Genomic DNA, 19827 nt, shown 5'->3' on the forward strand with positions numbered 1-19827 from the left:
TGGCGAGAAACAATAAGGCCGGCGAATTGCCGGCCTTGTTTTTTACTGCTGCTGCTCTCCGCCACCGGGGCGGAAGTCGCCGGAGATACGGGCCAGTTTGCCGTCCTCGAAGTAGAGGGAGACGCGTTCCTGGACGCGATCACCACCACCGGGCTTGAAGCTGTAGAGGTAATCCCAGCGGTTCGGACTGAAGGTATCGGTGATCAGCGGGGTGCCCATGACATAGCGCACCTGGCTCTCGGTCATGCCCGGACGAAGCTGGTCGATCATCTCCTGGGTCACGACATTTCCCTGGGGAATATCAATTTTGTAGACTCCGGGGAATTCCGAGCAGGCGCTGACCAGGGAGGCCAGTGCTACATACATCAAAACCTTTCGCATCTGTAAATGACTTCCGTTTTCGCCCGTAAAAAAAGATAATGAAGTCTAACATTGCATTTTGTGAACAGCATAGCGATTAGAGATAAGAATATGGCCCTCGAAAATCAGGAGCTGCGGAAAGCCGGACTTAAGGTCACGCTACCGCGGGTGAAGATCTACCAGATCCTGGAACGCGCAGGGGAAGGGCAGCACTTCTCAGCAGAAGATATCTACAAGATGCTGATGGAGAGCGGAGAAGACGTAGGTCTTGCAACCGTCTACCGCGTGCTGACTCAGTTTGAAGCGGCGGGGCTGGTATCGCGTCACCACTTTGAAGGTGGCCACTCGGTATTCGAACTCGCCCGCGATGAGCACCACGACCATGTGGTCTGTGTGAAGTGTGGCCGTGTGCGTGAGTTCGTTGATCCGGAACTGACGGATCGTTTCAACGCCATCGCCGATGACCTCGGTTTCTCCGTGACCGACCGTACGCTTTATCTGTACGGTGTCTGCAAGGATGGCTGCGAAGAGCACTGATTCCTTCGCATAGCGATAAAAAACCGATCCATTGAGATCGGTTTTTTATTGCCTGTGGTCCACGGCCAGGGCGGTGTTTTTGCCGCGGCGACGACCCCATCGCGATCTGGTCTAGGCGGATTTCAGCATCTCTTTGGCGTGCTTGATGGAGGTGTTGGTGATATCGATGCCGCCCAACATGCGCGCCACCTCCTGTACCCGGCGGTCCCGCGATAGCATATCTATCCGCGTGCGGGTCAGCTCACCCTTGGCGTCCTTGCTGACAAACAGGTGCTGATGGCCCTGGGAGGCGACCTGCGGCTGGTGCGTGACGCAGAGGATCTGGGCGCGCTCGCCCAGTTCTCTGAGCATACGGCCGACCACTTCGGCGATGGCGCCACCGATACCCACATCCACCTCGTCGAAGATCAGTGTCGGGGTGCTGGAGGTCTGGGCGGTCACCACCTGGATTGCCAGGCTGATACGGGACAGCTCGCCGCCGGAGGCAACTTTCGCCAGTGAGCGCGCCGGCTGGCCCTTGTTGGCGCTGATCAGGAACTCCACCTCTTCCAGACCGCTGGCGTTGTAGCGGCTCGGATCCAGCGGGGTCAGGCAGGCGACAAAGCTGGCCATCGCCATACCCAGGCCGTGTAGCTGTTTATCCACCGCATGGCTGAGTGCTTCTGCGGCCTTCTGGCGGGCCAGGCTCAGCTGGCCTGCAGCGGTGAGATACTCCTGCTGGGCTTCTTTTACCGCCTGTTCCAGCGCTTCCAGTTCATCGTCGCTGCGATGCAGGCTGCCCAGTTCTTCGCGCAGTTTTTCGTGAAACTCCGGAATATCCTCCGGGTTGATACGGTGCTTGCGGGCGATGTCGTAGATGCTGCTGAGGCGGTCTTCAACCTCCTGCTGGCGCTCCGGGTTGATCTCCACCGAATCCATGTAACCGCGGATCTCCCGGCTGGCCTCGTCCACCTGGATCTGCGCGCTGGCCAGCATCTCGGCGGCTTGCTGCAGTGCCGGTGCCTGGGAGCCAAGGCTTTCCAGCAGGTGCTGGCAGTGGTTCAGCAGGCTCAGGCAGTTCTCGCTGTCGCCGTCGCTATCGGCAGTCAGTGTGACCAGCTGCTGTCCGGTGGTGAGAATCTCGCCGGCGTTCGCCAGCACGCGCTGTTCCTCTTCCAGCTCGCTCAGCTCGCCGATCTCCAGGCCCAGCTGGTCCAGCTCTTCAACCTGGTAGGAGAGCAGCTGTACACGGGCGGTCTGTTCTTCGCTCTGTTCGGTAAGCTGGTTCAGCTCGGTGTCCAGGCGACGCCAGCGGTGGAAGGTGCGGCGCACCTGCTCCGCCTGTTCGGCCTGATCCGCGTATTCATCCAGCAGGGTGCGGTGGTGATCTTTCTTCAGCAGGCGCTGGTGTTCATGCTGGCCGTGGATATCCACCAGCAGCTGGCCGAGCTCGCGTACCTGGGTCAACGGTGTCGGGCGACCGTTGATGTAGCTGCGAGATCGCCCCTCGGTGGTGATTACCCGGCGCAGCTGGCACTCGCCGTCGGCCTCCAGATCGTGTTCGCTGAGCCAGGCGCGGGCTTCCGCCAGGGTGCTGACATCAAAACAGGCACTGATTTCGGCGCGCTCGCCGCCTTCGCGGACACAGTCGCTCTGTGCGCGATCACCCAGGGCCAGGCCCAGGGCGTCCAGCATGATGGATTTGCCGGCCCCGGTTTCGCCGCTGACCACGGTCATGCCGTGCTTCAGCTCCAGGTCCAGTTGGTCAACGATGGCGTAGTTGCGAATGCTCAGTAGGGTAAGCATGACGACCTGCTCATGAATAGAAAGTCATGGTTATTTATACAGTGGTTTATGTATAAGCCATTTAATCCGTGCCTGCAATCCTGCTGTACAAAATTCCCTCAAAAAATACCCTTGAATCATTTCAGGCCAGCCCCATATAGGAGGCCAGTACCCGTTACAACACATCTGTGGAGAGACAACGCGATGTCAGACGAACAGCAGAAGCAGACTGAAACCCCCGAAGAGGCGCAGCCGGAACAGATTCTGGAGCCGGCGGCAGAAGACGTCGAAATCCAGGGCGAAGAGGCTGTCGACGCTGAGGCGCTGAGAGAGCAGCTGGCGCTGGCCGAAGCGGAAATCGCCGATCTGCAAAAGCAGCTCGCCGAGCTTCAGCCCCGTGCCCAGGCCGAAATGGCGAACGTACGCCGCCGCGCCGAACAGGACGTGGAAAAAGCGCGCAAGTTCGCCCTGGAAAAGTTTGCCGGCGAACTGTTGCCGGTGGTGGATTCTCTGGAACGTGCTATCGAAGCCTGCCAGGCCGATGATGAAGCGACCAAGAGCCTGAAAGAAGGCGTCGAGATGACGCACAAGCTGTTCCTTGACGGTATGGGTAAGTTCAACGTGGAAACCGTTGATCCGACGGGTGAAGCGTTCAACCCGGAGCACCATCAGGCGATGTCCCTGGTTGATGCCCCTGATGCCGAGCCGAACACGGTCGTTGCTGTGATGCAGAAAGGCTACCTGCTGAACGGGCGTCTGATCCGTCCGGCCATGGTGATGGTAGCCAAAGGCTGATTCTGACGAAAAAGCCATACGGTTTGGCTTGAAATGTAAAACGCCAGACCCATATAGAGTTTCAACGAATCAAGACTGTTGTCCCCCGCCGAGGCGGGAGAAACAAAGAATATACTGGAGTCAAACATGGGCAAGATCATCGGTATCGACCTCGGAACCACCAACTCCTGCGTGGCTATCCTTGAAGGTGAAAAGACCAAAGTTATCGAAAACGCTGAAGGCGACCGCACCACCCCGTCCATCATCGCTTACACCGGTGATGGCGAAACCCTGGTTGGTCAGCCGGCCAAGCGTCAGGCGGTCACCAACCCGGACAACACCCTGTTCGCCATCAAGCGTCTGATCGGTCGTCGTTTCAAGGACGACGTGGTCCAGAAAGATATCAAGATGGTGCCTTACAAGATCATCGAAGCCGACAACGGCGACGCTTGGGTCCAGATCAAGGACAACAAGATGGCACCGCCGCAGATCTCTGCTGAAGTGCTGAAGAAGATGAAGAAGACCGCCGAGGACTACCTGGGCGAAGAAGTGACCGAAGCGGTTATCACCGTACCGGCTTACTTCAACGACTCTCAGCGTCAGGCTACCAAGGACGCGGGCAAGATCGCCGGTCTGGAAGTTAAGCGTATCATCAACGAGCCGACAGCGGCTGCGCTGGCGTACGGCATGGACAAGTCCAAGGGTGACAAGACCATCGCTGTATACGACCTGGGTGGTGGTACCTTCGATATCTCCATCATCGAAATCGCTGACGTCGACGGTGAGCACCAGTTCGAAGTACTGGCCACCAACGGTGACACCTTCCTCGGTGGTGAAGACTTCGACCTCAAGCTGATCAACTACCTGGCTGACGAGTTCAAGAAAGAGAGCGGCATCGATCTGCACAACGATCCGCTGGCGCTGCAGCGTCTGAAAGAAGCGGCCGAGAAAGCCAAGGTTGAGCTGTCTTCTGCACAGTCCACCGACGTGAACCTGCCGTACATCACCGCTGATGCAACCGGTCCGAAGCACCTGAACGTCAAGGTCAGCCGTGCCAAGCTGGAATCCCTGGTGGAAGAGCTGGTTCAGCGCTCCCTGGAGCCGTGCCGCATCGCACTGAAAGACGCTGGCCTGTCCGGTTCCGAGATCGACGAAGTGATCCTGGTCGGTGGTCAGACCCGTATGCCGATGGTTCAGAAGGCGGTTTCCGACTTCTTCGGCAAAGAGCCGCGTAAAGACGTTAACCCGGATGAAGCCGTTGCCATTGGTGCATCGATCCAGGGTGCGGTACTGTCTGGTGATGTAAAAGACGTTCTGCTGCTGGACGTAACCCCGCTGACCCTGGGTATCGAAACCATGGGTGGCGTGGCGACTCCGCTGATCGAGAAGAACACCACCATCCCGACCAAGAAGTCTCAGGTGTTCTCTACTGCTGAAGACAACCAGACCGCGGTAACCATCCACGTGGTTCAGGGTGAGCGTAAGCAGGCGGCGCAGAACAAGTCCCTGGGTCGTTTCGACCTGGCCGACATCCCGCCGGCGCAGCGCGGTATTCCGCAGATCGAAGTGACCTTCGACATCGATGCCAACGGTATCCTCAACGTGTCTGCTAAAGACAAGGCTACCGGCAAGCATCAGTCCATCGTGATCAAGGCCTCTTCCGGCCTGTCCGATGAAGAGATCGATCAGATGGTCAACGATGCCGAAGCGCACGCTGAAGAAGACAAGAAGTTCGAAGAGCTGACTGCAGCGCGCAACCAGGGCGACGCCATGGTTCACACTGCCAACAAGACGCTGAAGGACGCTGGCGACAAGGCGACCGCTGAAGAGAAAGAAGCGATCGAAGGTGCGGTTTCCGCTCTGGAAGAAGCGCTGAAAGGCTCTGACAAGGAAGCGATCGAAAGCAAGACTGAAGCGCTGACCGAAGCGCTGTCCTCTCTGGCGCAGAAAATGTACGCCGAAGCTGAGCAGCAGGGTGCTGGTGCAGAAGCCGGTGAACAGACTGCCAAGGACTCTGCCGACGACGTGGTCGACGCTGAGTTCGAAGAGGTTAAGGACGACAAGAAGTAAGCGTTCGCTACCTCTGATGACCATCTCGCGCTCGTTAACCCTAAGGGGCAATAAAGAGCGCGGGCAGGTCCGAGAACAGCAAAGAGTGGCAGCGCGGGTCCTGGTGACCCGCGTTGTCGTGTCCGGCTCCCGCGGAGTCATCTGACCAGACCAGATTCGGATCATGTCGAAACAGGACTATTACGAGCTACTGGACGTTCCACGCGATGCGTCCGACCGGGATATCAAGAAGGCCTACCGCCGTTTGGCGATGAAGTACCATCCGGACCGTAACCCGGATAACAAAGAGGCCGAGGACAAATTCAAGGAGATCAGCGAAGCCTACGAGGTGCTTGCTGATGCCCAGAAACGTGCAGCCTATGACCAATTCGGACATGAGGGCGTTAACGGCCAGGGCGGCTTCGGCGGCGGTGGCTTCGGCGGTGGCGGCGATTTCTCCGACATCTTCGGCGACGTGTTCGGCGATATCTTCGGTGGTGGCGGAGGCGGCGGTCGTCGTCGTTCCAGCGTCCAGCGTGGTGCCGACCTGCGCTACAACCTGGACCTGAACCTCGAAGAGGCGGTTCGCGGTTGCGAGAAAACCCTGAAAGTCCCGACCCTGGTAGGCTGTGAAGTCTGCGATGGCACCGGTGCCAAGCCGGGTACCAGCGCCAAGACCTGCGGCACCTGTGGCGGTATCGGCCAGGTACGCATGCAGCAGGGCTTCTTCTCCGTACAGCAGACCTGTCCCACCTGTCGTGGTGAAGGTAAGGTGATCTCCGATCCCTGCTCCAGCTGCCATGGCCAGGGCCGTGTCGAAGAAACCAAAACCCTGCAGGTCAAGATTCCGGCCGGCGTCGACACTGGTGACCGTATCCGTCTGACCGGCGAGGGCGAAGCGGGCACGCATGGTGGCCCGGCGGGCGACCTCTATGTCCAGGTCAACGTGCTGCAGCACCCGATCTTCGAGCGCGATGGCAAGCATCTATACTGCGAAGTACCGATCAGCTTTGTTGATGCGGCGCTTGGTGGTGAACTGGATGTGCCGACCCTGGATGGTCGCGTTAAACTGAAGATTCCGGCTGAAACCCAGACCGGCAAGCTGTTCCGTCTGCGCGGCAAGGGTATCGCCCCGGTCCGTGGTGGCAGCACCGGCGATCTGATGGTCAAGGTGACGGTGGAAACCCCGGTGAGCCTGAACAGCCGTCAGAAGGACCTGCTTAAGGAGTTCCAGGAAGCGACGGCCGAAGGGAACCATAAGCACAGCCCGAAAAAACACGGCTTCTTCGATTCTGTGAAGAAGTTCTTCGAGGATATGACCTGACACGATGGCTAGTTTACGTCGTGAGGGGGTAAGCATGTACGAAATGCCGCTCTCCGTGGATGAGCTTTGGTCCCGCATACGTGACGAAGCGCGCGGGCTTGTGGATTATGAGCCGCTGCTGGCGAGTTTCTATCACGCCACCATCATCGGCCACACGGACCTGCGGGGGGCGCTCTCCTTCCTGCTGTCCAGCAAACTGGCGGATGAGGTGGTGTCGGCCATGGCGCTGCGTGAGATCATCGAGCAGGCCTATGAGGCGGATGAATGCCTCATAGAGGCGGCCTGTGCCGATATCCAGGCGGTCTGCACCCGTGACCCGGCGGTGGAGCGGTTCTCGACGGTACTGCTTTACCTGAAAGGATTTCAGGCGATCCAGGCCCACCGTGTAGCGCACTGGATGTGGCAGCAGGACCGGCGCTCCCTGGCGCTCTACATCCAGAGCCGTGTCAGCACCATCTTCCAGGTGGATATCCACCCGGCGGCCAACATCGGTTTTGGTGTCATGTTCGACCATGCCACCGGTATCGTGGTGGGTGAGACCTGCGTCATCGAAAACGACGTCTCTATCCTGCAGTCGGTGACCCTCGGCGGTACCGGCAAGGAGAGTGGCGATCGTCATCCGAAGATCCGCAAGGGGGTGATGATCGGTGCCGGTTCCAAGATCCTCGGCAATATCGAAGTGGGCGAGTGTGCCCGCGTCGGTGCCGGCAGCGTGGTGCTGAATGCTGTGCCGCCACACACCACGGTGGTGGGTGTTCCGGCGCAGGTCGTGGGTTGCGCAGGCTGCGATACCCCGGCACTGGACATGGATCAGACCATCAGAAATGCAGAGCCGGATTGCGACGGCGATCAGAACTCAGATAAAGCACCCTGTAACAGGAAGCACGCATGACAAGAATTGCAGTGATCGGCGCCGCCGGTCGAATGGGCAAAACCCTGATCGAAGCGATTACCCTGACCGAGGGCGCGGAACTGACCGCAGCCATCGTTGAACCGGGCAGCAGCCTGAACGGCGCCGATGCCGGTGAGCTGGCCGGTGTCGGCAAGCTGAACGTACAGATCGCCGCCGATCTGGATGTGGTTAAACAGGATTTCGATCTGCTGATCGATTTCACCATGCCCAGCGTAACTATGGAAAACCTGGCGTTCTGTCGTGCCAACGGCAAGATGATGGTGATCGGTACTACGGGTCTTGATGATGAGCAGAAGGCTCAGCTTCAGGCAGCGGCGAAAGAGATACCCATCGTGTTCGCACCGAACATGAGCGTGGGCGTGAACCTCTGCTTCAAGCTGCTGGAAGTGGCGGCCAAGGCGCTGGGTGAAGACAGCGGTTACGATATCGAAGTGATCGAAGCGCATCACCGTCACAAGATCGACTCCCCGTCCGGCACGGCGCTGCGTATGGGCGAAGTGGTTGCCGATGCACTGGGACGTGATCTGAAAGAGTGTGCCGTTTATGGCCGTGAAGGTCAGATCGGCCCTCGCACCGCTCGCGAGATCGGTTTCGAAACCATCCGCGCCGGTGATGTGGTCGGTGATCACACCGTGCTGTTCGCCACCGAAGGTGAACGCATCGAGATTACTCACAAGGCATCCAGCCGGATGACCTTTGCCAAGGGCGCCGTACGCGCTGCCCGTTGGCTGGACTCGCGTCCAGCAGGTCTTTACGACATGCAGGACGTGCTCGGCCTGCGCTGATTTGCGCGGCCCTTTCCGTTGTATGTTGTTCCCTTTTAGCCCGCTTTTTGCGGGCTTTTTATTGTCGCTCTTAAACCATCTCCTATGGAGGTGGTATGCGTTTAGTCGCGGCTTCGCTAAAAACGAAAATCACCAGATTATCTAGATATCTGCTAAGCGCAGCAGCCTGACCCCTTCAGCGCAGCCGAGCATCGCAGGCTGAAAGAGAAACAAGGGACAGGCTGCTTGAGCAGCTAAGCTGCGAGTTTCCTGTCCCGCTCTTTCAGGCGAGAAGCACAGGGCAGTCGGCGCAGCCGACCAAGCTTCAGGGGCGGTTTGGGATTGTTAAGGCGCTTGTCCGCACAAGCGCCTTAACTCGCCTGCAGGCGAAAACAGCGGTCGAAATCGGAGCCATCCCGGCTTCTCACTTCCCAGCCCTATAGGCCTCCACCAGTGTCGCGGGATCCTGCTCCAGATATCCCTTGCTGCCGTGCAGCCGCATCAGCTCGGCGCCAAGGCCCGCCATCGGGATCGCGCTGCCGTTGGCTTTGGCCAGCGCGTTGGCCATATCCAGGTCCTTGAGCAGGGTTTTGACATGCCATTTGATCTCGTCGAAATCCCGTGCCGCCATTTTCGGACCGGTCAGCTGTAGCGGAATCGAATCGGCAAAACCGCCCTTGAGCGCTTCCGGAATCCGCGTTGCGTCAACGCCGGACCGTTCTGCCAGTGCCATGACTTCGGCCATGACCAGCACGTTGCAGGAGACCAGCATCTGGTTGCAGATCTTGGTGGCCTGGCCGGAACCGACCGGCCCCATGTGGGTGACTCGCTGTGACAGAGGCGCCAGCAGCGGACGGATACGCTCGACCAGTTCGGCTTCGCCGCCGGCCATGATCGCCAGGGTGCCCTGTTCGGCGCCGGCTACACCGCCGGATACCGGCGCATCGATCCAGTCGATCCCGTATTGGGCTTTGCAGTGGGCCGCCATCTCCTGGGTCGCATCCGGGGCGATGCTGGAGAAGTCGATCAGAATCTGGCCCTGGCGGCACGACTCTGCGATCCCCTGGTCTCCAAAAACCAGTTTGCGCACCGCATCGGTGTCGGAAACACAGGTCATTATCACATCCGAATTGGCGCAGAGCTCGGCGATGCTGGCGGCAACCTGAGTGCCCCGTTCAGCCAGTGGCTTGGACTTCTCGGGGTTGCGGTTCCAGACCGATACCGGGAAGCCGGCGTCTACCAGGCGGGTGCTCATCGGAACGCCCATCAGACCCATGCCGATAAAACCGATGCGGATGCTGCTCATGCTGATCTCCTGTGTCTTGTTGATATAGGAAGGAGTGACGCCCGGCCTTCCTGAGCCGGGCGATCCAGTCTATCAAAAAGCGTTTTAAAACAGCGCAAAACAGCTGCAGAGTTTATTTGCGGGGATGCAGCCAGGTGGGTAGCAGTGTGTAGGGGTCGATCGAGCTCTCTGTATCGAACTTTACACCGGCGTCTTTAAGGCGCTGCTGGAAACGTCCGTTTTTGAATTCGTCGAATACCTCGGTACAGCCGCCGACAAATTCGCCAGCCACGAATATCTGCGGGATAGTGACACAGCCGGTGTGGGCGTTCAGTGCGGCGCGGATACTGCCGCCCAGGTTATCCTGTTGATACTGGGCGCTGTCGAGATCCACCGAGCGATAAGGAATAGTGCAGCGGCCGAACAGTTTGCGTAGCGACCAGCAGAACTCGCACCACTCCAGCGCGAACATTACCACTGGATTGTTCTGGTCTTTCAGCGCGTCGGCCAGGAACTGTTCGGCCTGCGGGGTTGTCTTGACCGGAGCGTTCTTGGGCGCTGGGGCCGGTGCCGAGGGTTTGTCGAAGCGGTAACCGGGGGTGGAGCGGGAGATCTCGATCTCCTCTTTTGTCATCTCGGTTTCGATATCGGCGAAAAGCGGTGTACTCAGGTAGCGCTCGCCGGTATCGGGCAGCATGCAGAGAATCTTTGTGCCCGGCGGCGACGATTGGGCCAGCTGCAGGCCGCCGGCCAGCGTCGCTCCTGCGGTGATGCCGCAGAATATCCCTTCCAGCCGCGCCAGGTCCTGTGAGACCTTCAGCGCGTCGCTGCCGGCAATGGGGCGGATCTCGTCGATCAGGTTGGCGTCGGCCGCGTCTTCTGTGAGTTTGGAGATAAAGTCCGGTGTCCAGCCCTGCATCAGGTGAGGTCGAAAGGCGGGGTGGCTGGCGGATGGCATGCCGGTGGCGGCTCGCGCCTGTGGCTGCTGACTGCCAAGCAGGGGGGAATTGTCCGGTTCGCAGACGACGATTTTTGTATCCGGGCTCTTTTCTCTGAGCACCCGGGAGACTCCTTTCAATGTACCGCCGGTACCGAAACCGGTTACCCAGTAATCCAGCCTGGTATCTGCGAAGTCATCGAGAATCTCGATCGCGGTGGTGCGGGAGTGGATCTCCGCATTGGCCTCGTTTTCAAACTGGCGACAGAGAAACCAGCCGTGGGTTTCGGCCAACTCAACCGCTTTCGCCAGCATACCGCTGCCTTTGTCAGAGGCAGGCGTCAGCACTACTCTGGCACCGAGAAAGCGCATCATCCGGCGCCGCTCGACGCTGAAGTTCTCCGCCATGGTCACGACCAGTGGATAACCTTTCTGGGCACAGACCATCGCCAGGCCGATGCCGGTATTGCCGCTGGTGGCTTCGATCACCGTCTGACCGGGTTTAAGAGCGCCGCGGCGTTCTGCGTCTTCGATCACACCGAGTGCCAGGCGGTCCTTGACCGAGCCCATGGGGTTGAAAGCTTCGAGCTTGGCGTAGAGTTCGATGTCGACAGGGCCCAGCTTGTTGATGCGTACAACCGGTGTTCTGCCGACGGTTTCGAGAATGTTGTTGTACCGAGTGCCCATGATATGCCTCCCCGGTGTTGTTATCCCTTCAAGCATAGCCGAGCAACGCTTGTCCGGCCTGTCATCAACTCGTCTGCTAACGCCGTTAAAATTGCCGGTTAATCTGTTTTTGGCCGGAGTCGATCATTGGAAACAAAAAGAGCCGTAGAGAGGACGTCTGAAGTTGCGAGCGCAGTGTCGGTGTTCTGGGTTTTTCTCAAGCTGGGCCTGACCTCCTTTGGTGGACCGGTGGCGCATCTGGGCTACTTCCGCGAAGCCTTCGTCAGGCGACGCTGCTGGCTCAGTGATGCACAGTACAGCGAGCTGGTGGCTCTATGTCAGATTCTGCCGGGGCCGGCCAGCAGTCAGGTAGGCATGGGGATAGGAATGTCGCAGGCAGGCTATCCGGGGTTGCTCGCGGCCTGGCTGGGCTTTACATTGCCATCGGCACTTATGCTGATCCTGGCCGCATACGGGCTGGCACAGGTTGAATCTGTCTGGCTGGATGGCGTCATTGCAGGCCTGAAGCTGGTAGCGGTGGTTGTGGTGGCACAGGCCTTGTTGGGGATGTACAGGTCATTGGTGTCGGGTACGCGGCGCCTGCTGATCATGTTCACAGCCGCCGGGTCGATGCTTCTGCTGGGCGCGGTCTGGAGCCAGTTGCTGGTGATCCTGCTGGCAGGGTTGGCGGGGCGTCTCTGGCTCGGGCAGCAAACCAAAACAGCGCCCCATACGCCGCTGACATTCAGGGGTGTTTCATCGGTTCATGGATACATTTGGCTTGCAATGTTAGTGCTGTTACTGGCCGGTCTGCCGGTGCTGGGCATGATCTACAGCGATGCGGCCTGGCGACTGATGGATGGCCTGGTACGTGCCGGCGCGCTGGTGTTCGGCGGTGGCCATGTGGTGCTGCCGCTGCTGCAGAACGAGGTGGTGGCAACCGGGCTGGTGCAGGAGAGTCAGTTCCTCGCCGGTTATGGTCTGGCCCAGGCGGTGCCCGGTCCACTGTTTACCCTGGCGTCCTATCTCGGTGCGGCCTTTGCCGATCCGGCTGCAGGGCTGCCTGTCGCGCTGGGTTTCGGGCTGCTGGCGACTCTGGCGATTTTTCTGCCCGCCTTTCTGCTGTTTGTCGGCGTATTGCCGTTTTGGCAGCAGCTACAGCAGCGACCGGGGATGCACGCGGCGCTGGCCGGTATCAATGCGGCTGTGGTGGGCTTACTGCTTGCAGCCTGGTGGAACCCGGTGATTATCAGTGCGGTGCAGGGCATGGCTGACATCGGGTTATTGGTCGTGCTGGCGGGGCTGGTCTGGCGTGGTTGTCCGGTCTGGCTGCTGGTGCTGGCCGGTGCGGCGGGAGGTGCTTTGCTGACGCTGCTCGCTTAACACCTTTAACGACAATCCGAGCACCGGGTCAGGGGGGACTGGTCCCCTGACCCGGTGCTCGGATATCAAGCTTAAAGCGCCGCGACGCAGCCGTCGCTGCGCGGATCCGCGGCGCCTTCCAGTACGCCATCCGGGCGTTTCACCAGCGCGCCTGCGTGGCCCATGGTGTCGCTGAACGCCTCGTCCAGCATCTCCACCTCATGGCCGGCATCACGCAGCTGCTTGACCAGTACCGGATCGACGAGGCTTTCCAGTTTCAGCGTGGTGCTGGTATCGCCCCAGGTGCGTCCCAGCAGCCAGCGCGGTGCCGTGACCGCCTGCTGCAGCGGCAGGCCGAGCATGGCGTAGCGGCTGAATACCGCCGCCTGGGTCTGCGGCTGACCTTCGCCACCCATGGTGCCGTAGCTCATCACGCGGCCGTCATCGAAACGGGCCAGCGCAGGGTTCAGGGTGTGGAACGGCTTGCGGCCAGGTTCCAGCGCCTGCAGCGCCTTGGGGTCGAGCGAGAAGCTGATGCCGCGGTTCTGCCAGTTGACGCCGGTGCTGTCGAGGACGACGCCGGAGCCGAACTCCCAGTAGATACTCTGAATAAAGCTGACCGCACGGCCTTCGCTGTCGATACAGCCCATCCAGATGGTATCGCCCGGGCTGGCAGGATCAGGCCAGGGCAGGGCTTTCTCCGGGTCGATCTCGTCGGCGAGCTTCTGCAGCACTGCGGGGTCCAAGAATGACTGCGGATCCGCCGGCAGGCGGTCCGGGTCTGTGACGTTGGTGTCACGAACGCGGAAGGCGCGCTTGGTGGACTCAATCAGGCCGTGAACATGGGCGAAGCCTTCCGCTTCGGTGATGCCGAGCTTGTCGAAAATCCCCAGGATCATCAGCGATGCCAGCCCCTGGGTGGGTGGTGGCAGGTTGTAGATCTTGGCGCCGTTGACGGCCACTTCCAGCGGTGTCACCTGGCTGGCGCTGTAGCCGGCTAGATCGTCCGCCGTTAGTGGACTGCCCAGGCGTTCCAGCTCTTCACCCATGGCGCGACCCAGCTCGCCGCGATAGAAGTCATCGAGACCGGCACGGGCCAGCTGTTCCAAGGTATTGGCCAGCTTGCTCTGAGTCATCAGGGCGCCCACATCGGGTACCTGACCGTTCAGCATAAAGGTATCGGCGAAACCGGGCACAGCGTGCAGCTGATCCAGTTTGGCAGCGGTCAGCGCCGACTGGCTTTCGGTGACGACGATGCCGTTGCGGGCGTGGTTGATCGCGCTTTCCAGCAGGCGGCTCAGCGGCAGCGCATCACCCCAGCCTGAAGCGACCTTCAGGGCTTCGGCCCAGCCGCCGATGGTGCCGGCGCTGGTGAGGGCGGCAGTGGCGCCGCGGCTCGGGATTGCATCGAGGCCGGCGTAGAAGTCGCGGTCCGCTTTTTTCGCGGCTCGACCGCAGGCATCGATCGCCACCGGCGCCTTGCCCGGTTCATGGATCAGCCAGAAGCCGTCGCCGCCGATGGAGTTCATGTGCGGGTAGACCACGGCGATGGTGGAGGCCGCAGCGACCATCGCCTCGACGGCGTTACCGCCCTCGGCGAGTACATCGCGGCCCGCCTGAGCGGCCTGGTGATGGGGGGCAACCATCATTCCCCGGGTGGAATAAACCGTTTTCAGCATTGTTGTTCTCCGTTCTTAGCTGAAGGCTCTACTTGATTAGCTGAAGGCTCTAATCGGTTAGCTGAAGGCTCTATTAGCCTGTGAACAGTCCGTAAAACATGCGCAGCGACGTGATCGCCAGGAACAGGGCGAAAAGCTGGCGCAGCAGCTTGGCGTTGATCGCGTGGGCGATCTTCGCACCCACCGGCGCCATTTTCATGGTAGCCGGAATGATCAGGCACAGGCCGATCAGGTTAACGTAACCGATCGACAGCGGCGGGCGCGCTTCAACGCCGATGCCGTTGATCAAAAAGCCGAGGGTACCGGGCAGGCTGATCACGAGGCCCAGGGCTGCACCCGTACCTACGGCGGTGTGCATCGGGGTTTTGAAGGCACTCAGGATCGGCACGCTCAGGGTACCGCCGCCGATACCCATCAGGGTGGAGATACCGCCGATAAAGCTGCCGATTACTCCGGTGCCCAGGGCGCCGGGCAGTTTGTCGGCCAGGTTAAAGCCATCTTTCTTGAACGCCATATTCAGCGCCACCAGCAGGGCGATGGTGGCAAACACCGACGTCAGTACCTTGCCGCTCAGGTAGCCGCTGGCCACGGCGCCGATGATGACGCCGATGATCACGCCCGGTACCAGCTGCTTGAGCAGATCCGGATTCAGGCTGCCCTTCTTGAAGTGAGCCCGCGACGACATGATCGAGGTGGGGATTATGGTCGCCAGCGAGGTGCCTACCGCCACATGCATGCGTACCGCCTCGTCGATGCCGAGCAGAGTAAACAGATGGTAGAGCACCGGCACGATGACGATACCGCCACCGACGCCCAGCAGCCCCGCCATCAGACCGGCTATCACGCCGGTGGCGACCAGAGCGACAGCCAGACCGATAAGCCAGGTTGTCGAGTAATCCGAGAGTATATCCATGAACGTGTCCTTAGATTGTTATAAGGGTTTTACCAACCGATCGCTTCAGGCAGCCAGGTGACCAGTGAGGGGAACTGGAACAGCACCACCACGGCTGCGAATTGAAGCAATACAAACGGCAGCGCACCGACGTAGATATCCCGCGTTGTCACCCCCGGTGGCGCCACGCCTTTCAGGAAGAAAAGCGCCCAGCCGAACGGCGGTGTCAGGAAGGACATCTGCAGGTTCATCGCTACCAGAATCGACAGCCAGACCATATCGGTGCCGTAATTGACGAACACCGGCAGGAACATGGGCAGCGCGATATAGGAGATCTCGATCCATTCCAGGAAGAAACCGAGCACAAACAGCAGTGCCATCAGGAACAGCAGTGCACCCATCTCGCCGCCCGGCAGCATCTCGAACATATGGTGAACCATCTGATCGCCGCCAAGGCCGCGGAACGAAAGTGAAAAGGGTTGTGCACAGAGGAGAATAAAAAACACCATGGCCGAGATGGTCAGGGTGCCATGCAGAGACTCTTTCACCAGTTTCCAGTTCAGGCGCTTGAACGCCAGGGCGATCGCCAGTGCACCCAGTGCACCCATGGATGCGGCTTCTGTCGGTGCAGCGATACCGCCGACGATGGAGCCAAGTACCGCCACCACCAGGAACAGCGGCGGGCAGACATCGCGCAGCAGATCTTTGGTCAGCTGCTTGCCGGTGACTCCGGCGCGCTCTTCCGCCGGGATGGCGGGCATCCACTCCGGTTTGATCTTGCCGAGGATCAGCAGATAGGCCACGTAGATGACCGCCAGTACCAGGCCCGGAATAAACGCGGCCGCAAACAGAGTACCCACGGATTCGCCGACGATATCGGAAAGCAGGATCAGCACCAGGCTGGGCGGAATGATCTGCCCAAGGGTGCCGGAAGCGCAGATGGTGCCGCAGGCAACGCTGGGAGCGTAGCCACGCCGCAACAGCGACGGCAGTGTCAGCAGGCCCACGGTAACCACCGTTGCGCCAACGATACCGGTGGAAGCACCCATCAGTACGCCCACCAGGATGATCGCCAAGCCCATGCCGCCGTTCACGCCACCCATCGCCTTGCCGATGGTTTCCAGCATATTTTCGGCCACCCTGGATTTCTCCAGCATCACACCCATAAACACGAATAGTGGCACCGCCATCAGGGTGTAGTTGGTCACTACGCCATAGAGGCGTGCAGGCATCAGGTTGAACAGCATCGGTCCGAAGCCGAGATAGCCGGCGACAAAGCCGGATACAGCCAGGGAGATCGCCACCGGAATACCGATCATCATCAGGCCGAGGAACCCGCCGATCATACCGATGATCAGCCACTCGTTACCGATCATGCGACCTCCTCGGCAGGATGGGTTTCTGGTGTTTGTTCAGGGGGCAGCTTGCCGCACAACACCAGCAGCGAGCGCAGGCTTTCCGCCAGCCCCTGCAGGGCCAGCAGGCCGAAGCCCAGCGGAATAAAGGCTTTAAGCAGGTAGCGCATGGTCAGGCCGCCCGGGTCGGGGGAGGCTTCGCCCATGCGGAACGACTGCTGCACGTAGGCGATCGACAGATAGGTGATGATCACCGCCACCGCCAGGGTCAGCAGGGCGCCAACCAGATCGACAAAGGCGCGCAGGCGCCAGTTGAAACGTTCGTAAAGAAAATCCACGCGCACATCGGCGCGGTGCTTCATGGTGTAGGAAAGACCGATCAGCGCGATCGGGGAGATCAGGTGCCACTCAAGCTCCTGCAGGGCCACAGGTCCGATGGAGAACAGGTAGCGCAGAATGACATCGGTGGCGACGAGCAGGACCAGGGCCAGCACGACTAATCGTGCCAGCCCGCCCATTGCTTCGACCAACCACTCTATGGCGTTAATCGCGATCTTCATGCGCTACCGTTACAGCAGGTTCAGGACAGGTTTTTCGCTGAGCGCAGCCCAGGAAGCGTGTTTCTTGCGGAACTCCATGAACGACTTGTGCACCTTGCCGGTCAGCGGATCCGCGGCTGCCATGGTCTCCAGGGTGTCGGCGGTCACTTCCTGCAGACGGCTGACGATGGAGCCCGGCAGCGGCTGGGCGATAACGCCTTCGTTTTCAACCAGGTCGGTCATCGCATCGGCGTTGACCGCTTCACACCAGGTAAAGCTTTCGGTGACACAGGCGGCAGCAGCGGCCTTGATGATCTCCTGCTGGTCTTTTGGCAGGCCATCCCAGACCTTCTTGTTAATCAGCAGTTCGGTGACGTTGGTGGGTTCGCCCCAGCCGGTGGTGTAGTAGTACTTGGCGGCCTTGTGTAGACCCAGACGGCGGTCCTGGTAGGGGCCGACAAACTCGGCGGCATCGATAACGCCGCGCTCCAGTGCCGGGAAGATCTCACCGCCCGGCAGCAGTACCGGGTTCACGCCCAGCTCCGAGTACACCTTGCCGGCCAGGCCCGGGATACGCATCTTCAGACCCTTGAGGTCATCCACGCTCTCCAGTGGCTCGCGGAACCAGCCGGTCATCTGTACGCCGGTGTTACCCATCGGGAAGGCGATCAGGCCGTACTCGGCATAGATCTCGTGCCACAGCTCCAGGCCGCCACCATGGTAGAGCCAGGCGTTCATGCCCTGGGTGCTCATGCCGAAAGGTACGGTTGTGAAGTACTGGGCAGCCGGGATCTGGCCGGCCCAGAAGTAGGCGTTGGCGGCGTTCATCTCAACGGTGCCGGCAGCCACGGCGTTAAAACCTTCCATGGCAGGAATCAGTTCGCCGGCGGCGAAGTGCTGAATATTGATGCGGCCGCCAGACATGACTTTGACCTTCTCGCAGAAATCCATCGGGCTACCCGGGCCCTGCACGTAGAAAGGAGCTCCCGGCGGATAGGCGTTAGTCATCTTGAAGTTAAACGTTTCCTGGGACGCGGCGGCACGCGCGATAGCCGGGGCGCCGATGGTGGCGCCGACGGCGGTTGAAGCCAGAGCTGCACCGATGAATTTGCGTCGTTTCATAGTCATGTCTGTTGCTCCTGTCTAACAAAGGGATGGGCGTGATGCCCGAAACGGTTAAGACGCTGTGTTTCTGACTTTGCTAGAGCAGGGCGCGTGCCAGTTGTGCGATTGGTTCGTAACTTTATGAAAATAAAAGATTTGTTGTTAGTTTTTTGTGAGCAGGTTGAGAAAGTTTCGGGATCAAAAAGAGGCGGGTGCAAAACGGGGCATGAATACAAAAGGTCGTACGAGTCGGAAATGACTAGCAGTTGTAAACGGTAAAAATGGAACTGGGGGTTTCACAGATCACAAATGGCAGCGGCAGGTTGGGTTTGGCGGCAGATGTACTTGTTGCACCGAAAGCGGAGATGCGCACCAAATATGTGCGAAATTCATTTGGTTTGGCTTTTGTGTATACAAGGATTGGCGGGAAAACGGTGCCTTGTATACACGGCGATTCGATCAACCTCTCTGGTTATTTTTAGAGTCTCGCGCCACCGCGACGATGCTTAACCCGCTTCAACAGGCTGTTGCACTCTACGGAGATAATTTCCGGCCGGCCGAAGATATGGTCCTTGGCGAAGCGGTCGAAGCCCTCGTGGCTGTCGGTCAACGTGTGGATATGCAGGCTGCGCAGATCGGACATGATATAGAGACTGACCACTTCCGGCAGTGCGGCCAGCTCCTCCGCCACCTGTTCGATCTCCTGGGGGCTGACCTTCAGGTCCACGAACATGGAGATGGTTTTGCCTAGCTTCTCCGGGTTGACCACTGCGGTGAATTTCTCGATTACTCCTTCCTCCACCAGCGCCTGCACCCGGGCGCGGGCGTAGGCTCGCGATACGTTCAGCTGACGGGCCATATCGGCAAAGGAGATGCGCGCATCCTTGATCAGAATTTTGAGCAGAGCGCTGTCGAGTTCGTTCATGGGCCAGGCGATCCAGGTGGAAAAACGGTTGTCAGTATACTGATTTACACCGATTGCGTGCTATCCGCCTGGGCATTGACGTTGGCCGTTGTTAACGCTTTTTTCCTTTGATTACAGTCTTTAACGGGCGTCAAAAAATTGCAGTCAGTTAGCAGCATAATTGCCATTGTGCTGTTGCAACATGAGCAGCACCAGCGTTATATGTATGGATATTCGAAAGCGTGCATACACCCACCTCCGAGCAGAAGGTTTTACAGGATGTACAAGCTTTGCTTTTTCGTACCAGACTCTCACCTGGAGTTGGTCAAGGATGCCCTGTTCAAGGCCGGTGCTGGCCGCATCGGTGATTACGACAGCTGCTGCTGGCAGACGCTGGGCACCGGGCAGTTCCGGCCTCTGGACGGCGCCAATCCGCACCTTGGCCAGGTCGGTCAGGTGGAGCGTGTTGAGGAATGGAAAGTGGAACTGGTGCTGGATGATGACCTGGTGCAGTCCACGCTGATGGCGCTTCGAACCGCTCACCCCTATGAAGAGGTCGCGTTCGACCTCTGGCGTCTTATCGATCCGGACAAGCTATAAAAGAGCCTTCAGGACAGGG

General features: G+C 59.5%; 18 protein-coding genes. 8 read left to right on the plus strand and 10 right to left on the minus strand.

All coding sequences use genetic code 11. The annotated features are described in order from the left end of the window. Positions 1–42 precede the first annotated feature (42 nt). Complete coding sequence (locus ACQUQP_RS03425) at positions 43–381, minus strand: outer membrane protein assembly factor BamE (protein WP_432697414.1); 339 nt, start codon at positions 379–381, stop codon at positions 43–45. 90 nt (positions 382–471) lie between these two features. Here ACQUQP_RS03425 and fur point away from each other — a divergent pair, with 90 nt between their 5' ends. Beyond that, positions 472–897 (plus strand): ferric iron uptake transcriptional regulator, encoded by a 426-nt coding sequence (gene fur, locus ACQUQP_RS03430; protein WP_432697415.1) that lies wholly within the window; start codon positions 472–474, stop codon positions 895–897. Between the two features lie 111 nt (positions 898–1008). Here the strand turns inward: fur and recN are convergent, their stop codons facing one another. Beyond that, positions 1009–2682, minus strand: coding sequence for a DNA repair protein RecN (recN, locus tag ACQUQP_RS03435; protein ID WP_432697416.1), 1674 nt, complete (start codon positions 2680–2682; stop codon positions 1009–1011). A gap of 183 nt (positions 2683–2865) precedes the next feature. Here recN and grpE point away from each other — a divergent pair, with 183 nt between their 5' ends. From grpE to dapB, 5 genes are all read left to right on the plus strand, one after another. Further along, complete coding sequence (grpE, locus tag ACQUQP_RS03440) at positions 2866–3456, plus strand: nucleotide exchange factor GrpE (protein WP_432697417.1); 591 nt, start codon at positions 2866–2868, stop codon at positions 3454–3456. Between the two features lie 126 nt (positions 3457–3582). Then, complete coding sequence (gene dnaK / locus ACQUQP_RS03445; RefSeq protein WP_432697418.1) at positions 3583–5505, plus strand: molecular chaperone DnaK; 1923 nt, start codon at positions 3583–3585, stop codon at positions 5503–5505. Between the two features lie 163 nt (positions 5506–5668). Further along, positions 5669–6808 (plus strand): molecular chaperone DnaJ, encoded by a 1140-nt coding sequence (dnaJ, locus tag ACQUQP_RS03450; RefSeq protein WP_432697419.1) that lies wholly within the window; start codon positions 5669–5671, stop codon positions 6806–6808. A 4-nt stretch (positions 6809–6812) separates the two neighbouring features. Then, positions 6813–7700 (plus strand): serine O-acetyltransferase, encoded by an 888-nt coding sequence (gene cysE, locus ACQUQP_RS03455; RefSeq protein ID WP_432697420.1) that lies wholly within the window; start codon positions 6813–6815, stop codon positions 7698–7700. After that, the gene (dapB, locus tag ACQUQP_RS03460) at positions 7697–8506 is read left to right on the plus strand and encodes a 4-hydroxy-tetrahydrodipicolinate reductase (RefSeq protein ID WP_432697421.1); all 810 of its coding nucleotides are present in this window, start codon (positions 7697–7699) and stop codon (positions 8504–8506) included. Before cysE ends, dapB begins: the two co-directional genes overlap by 4 nt. Before the next feature lie 403 nt (positions 8507–8909). Here the strand turns inward: dapB and ACQUQP_RS03465 are convergent, their stop codons facing one another. Further along, complete coding sequence (locus ACQUQP_RS03465; protein ID WP_432697422.1) at positions 8910–9791, minus strand: NAD(P)-dependent oxidoreductase; 882 nt, start codon at positions 9789–9791, stop codon at positions 8910–8912. 112 nt (positions 9792–9903) lie between these two features. Continuing rightward, positions 9904–11394, minus strand: coding sequence for a pyridoxal-phosphate dependent enzyme (locus ACQUQP_RS03470; protein ID WP_432697423.1), 1491 nt, complete (start codon positions 11392–11394; stop codon positions 9904–9906). Positions 11395–11574: 180 nt separating this feature from the next. On the opposite strand from ACQUQP_RS03470, the gene chrA reads away from it, so the two are divergent. After that, a complete protein-coding gene (gene chrA / locus ACQUQP_RS03475; RefSeq protein WP_432697424.1) occupies positions 11575–12756 on the plus strand; it encodes a chromate efflux transporter in 1182 nt (393 codons plus the stop codon). A gap of 71 nt (positions 12757–12827) precedes the next feature. Here the strand turns inward: chrA and ACQUQP_RS03480 are convergent, their stop codons facing one another. From ACQUQP_RS03480 to ACQUQP_RS03505, 6 genes are all read right to left on the minus strand, one after another. Next, on the minus strand, positions 12828–14414 hold the full coding sequence (locus ACQUQP_RS03480) for a gamma-glutamyltransferase family protein (RefSeq protein WP_432697425.1): 1587 nt from the start codon (positions 14412–14414) through the stop codon (positions 12828–12830). 73 nt (positions 14415–14487) lie between these two features. Continuing rightward, positions 14488–15327: a sulfite exporter TauE/SafE family protein gene (locus tag ACQUQP_RS03485; protein WP_432697426.1), complete on the minus strand. Its 840-nt coding sequence runs from the start codon at positions 15325–15327 to the stop codon at positions 14488–14490. A gap of 29 nt (positions 15328–15356) precedes the next feature. Then, on the minus strand, positions 15357–16682 hold the full coding sequence (locus ACQUQP_RS03490; protein ID WP_432697427.1) for a TRAP transporter large permease: 1326 nt from the start codon (positions 16680–16682) through the stop codon (positions 15357–15359). After that, a complete protein-coding gene (locus ACQUQP_RS03495; protein ID WP_432697428.1) occupies positions 16679–17221 on the minus strand; it encodes a TRAP transporter small permease subunit in 543 nt (180 codons plus the stop codon). Before ACQUQP_RS03495 ends, ACQUQP_RS03490 begins: the two co-directional genes overlap by 4 nt. A 9-nt stretch (positions 17222–17230) precedes the next feature. Further along, positions 17231–18328 (minus strand): TRAP transporter substrate-binding protein, encoded by a 1098-nt coding sequence (locus tag ACQUQP_RS03500; protein ID WP_432697429.1) that lies wholly within the window; start codon positions 18326–18328, stop codon positions 17231–17233. A gap of 454 nt (positions 18329–18782) precedes the next feature. Further along, positions 18783–19229, minus strand: coding sequence for an Lrp/AsnC family transcriptional regulator (locus tag ACQUQP_RS03505; protein WP_432697430.1), 447 nt, complete (start codon positions 19227–19229; stop codon positions 18783–18785). 258 nt (positions 19230–19487) lie between these two features. Between ACQUQP_RS03505 and ACQUQP_RS03510 the strand changes: the two genes are divergently transcribed. Then, on the plus strand, positions 19488–19808 hold the full coding sequence (locus tag ACQUQP_RS03510) for an NGG1p interacting factor NIF3 (RefSeq protein WP_432697431.1): 321 nt from the start codon (positions 19488–19490) through the stop codon (positions 19806–19808). Positions 19809–19827 lie beyond the last annotated feature (19 nt).

Source organism: Marinobacterium sp. YM272 (assembly GCF_050908845.1).
Taxonomy (GTDB): domain Bacteria; phylum Pseudomonadota; class Gammaproteobacteria; order Pseudomonadales; family Balneatricaceae; genus Marinobacterium_D.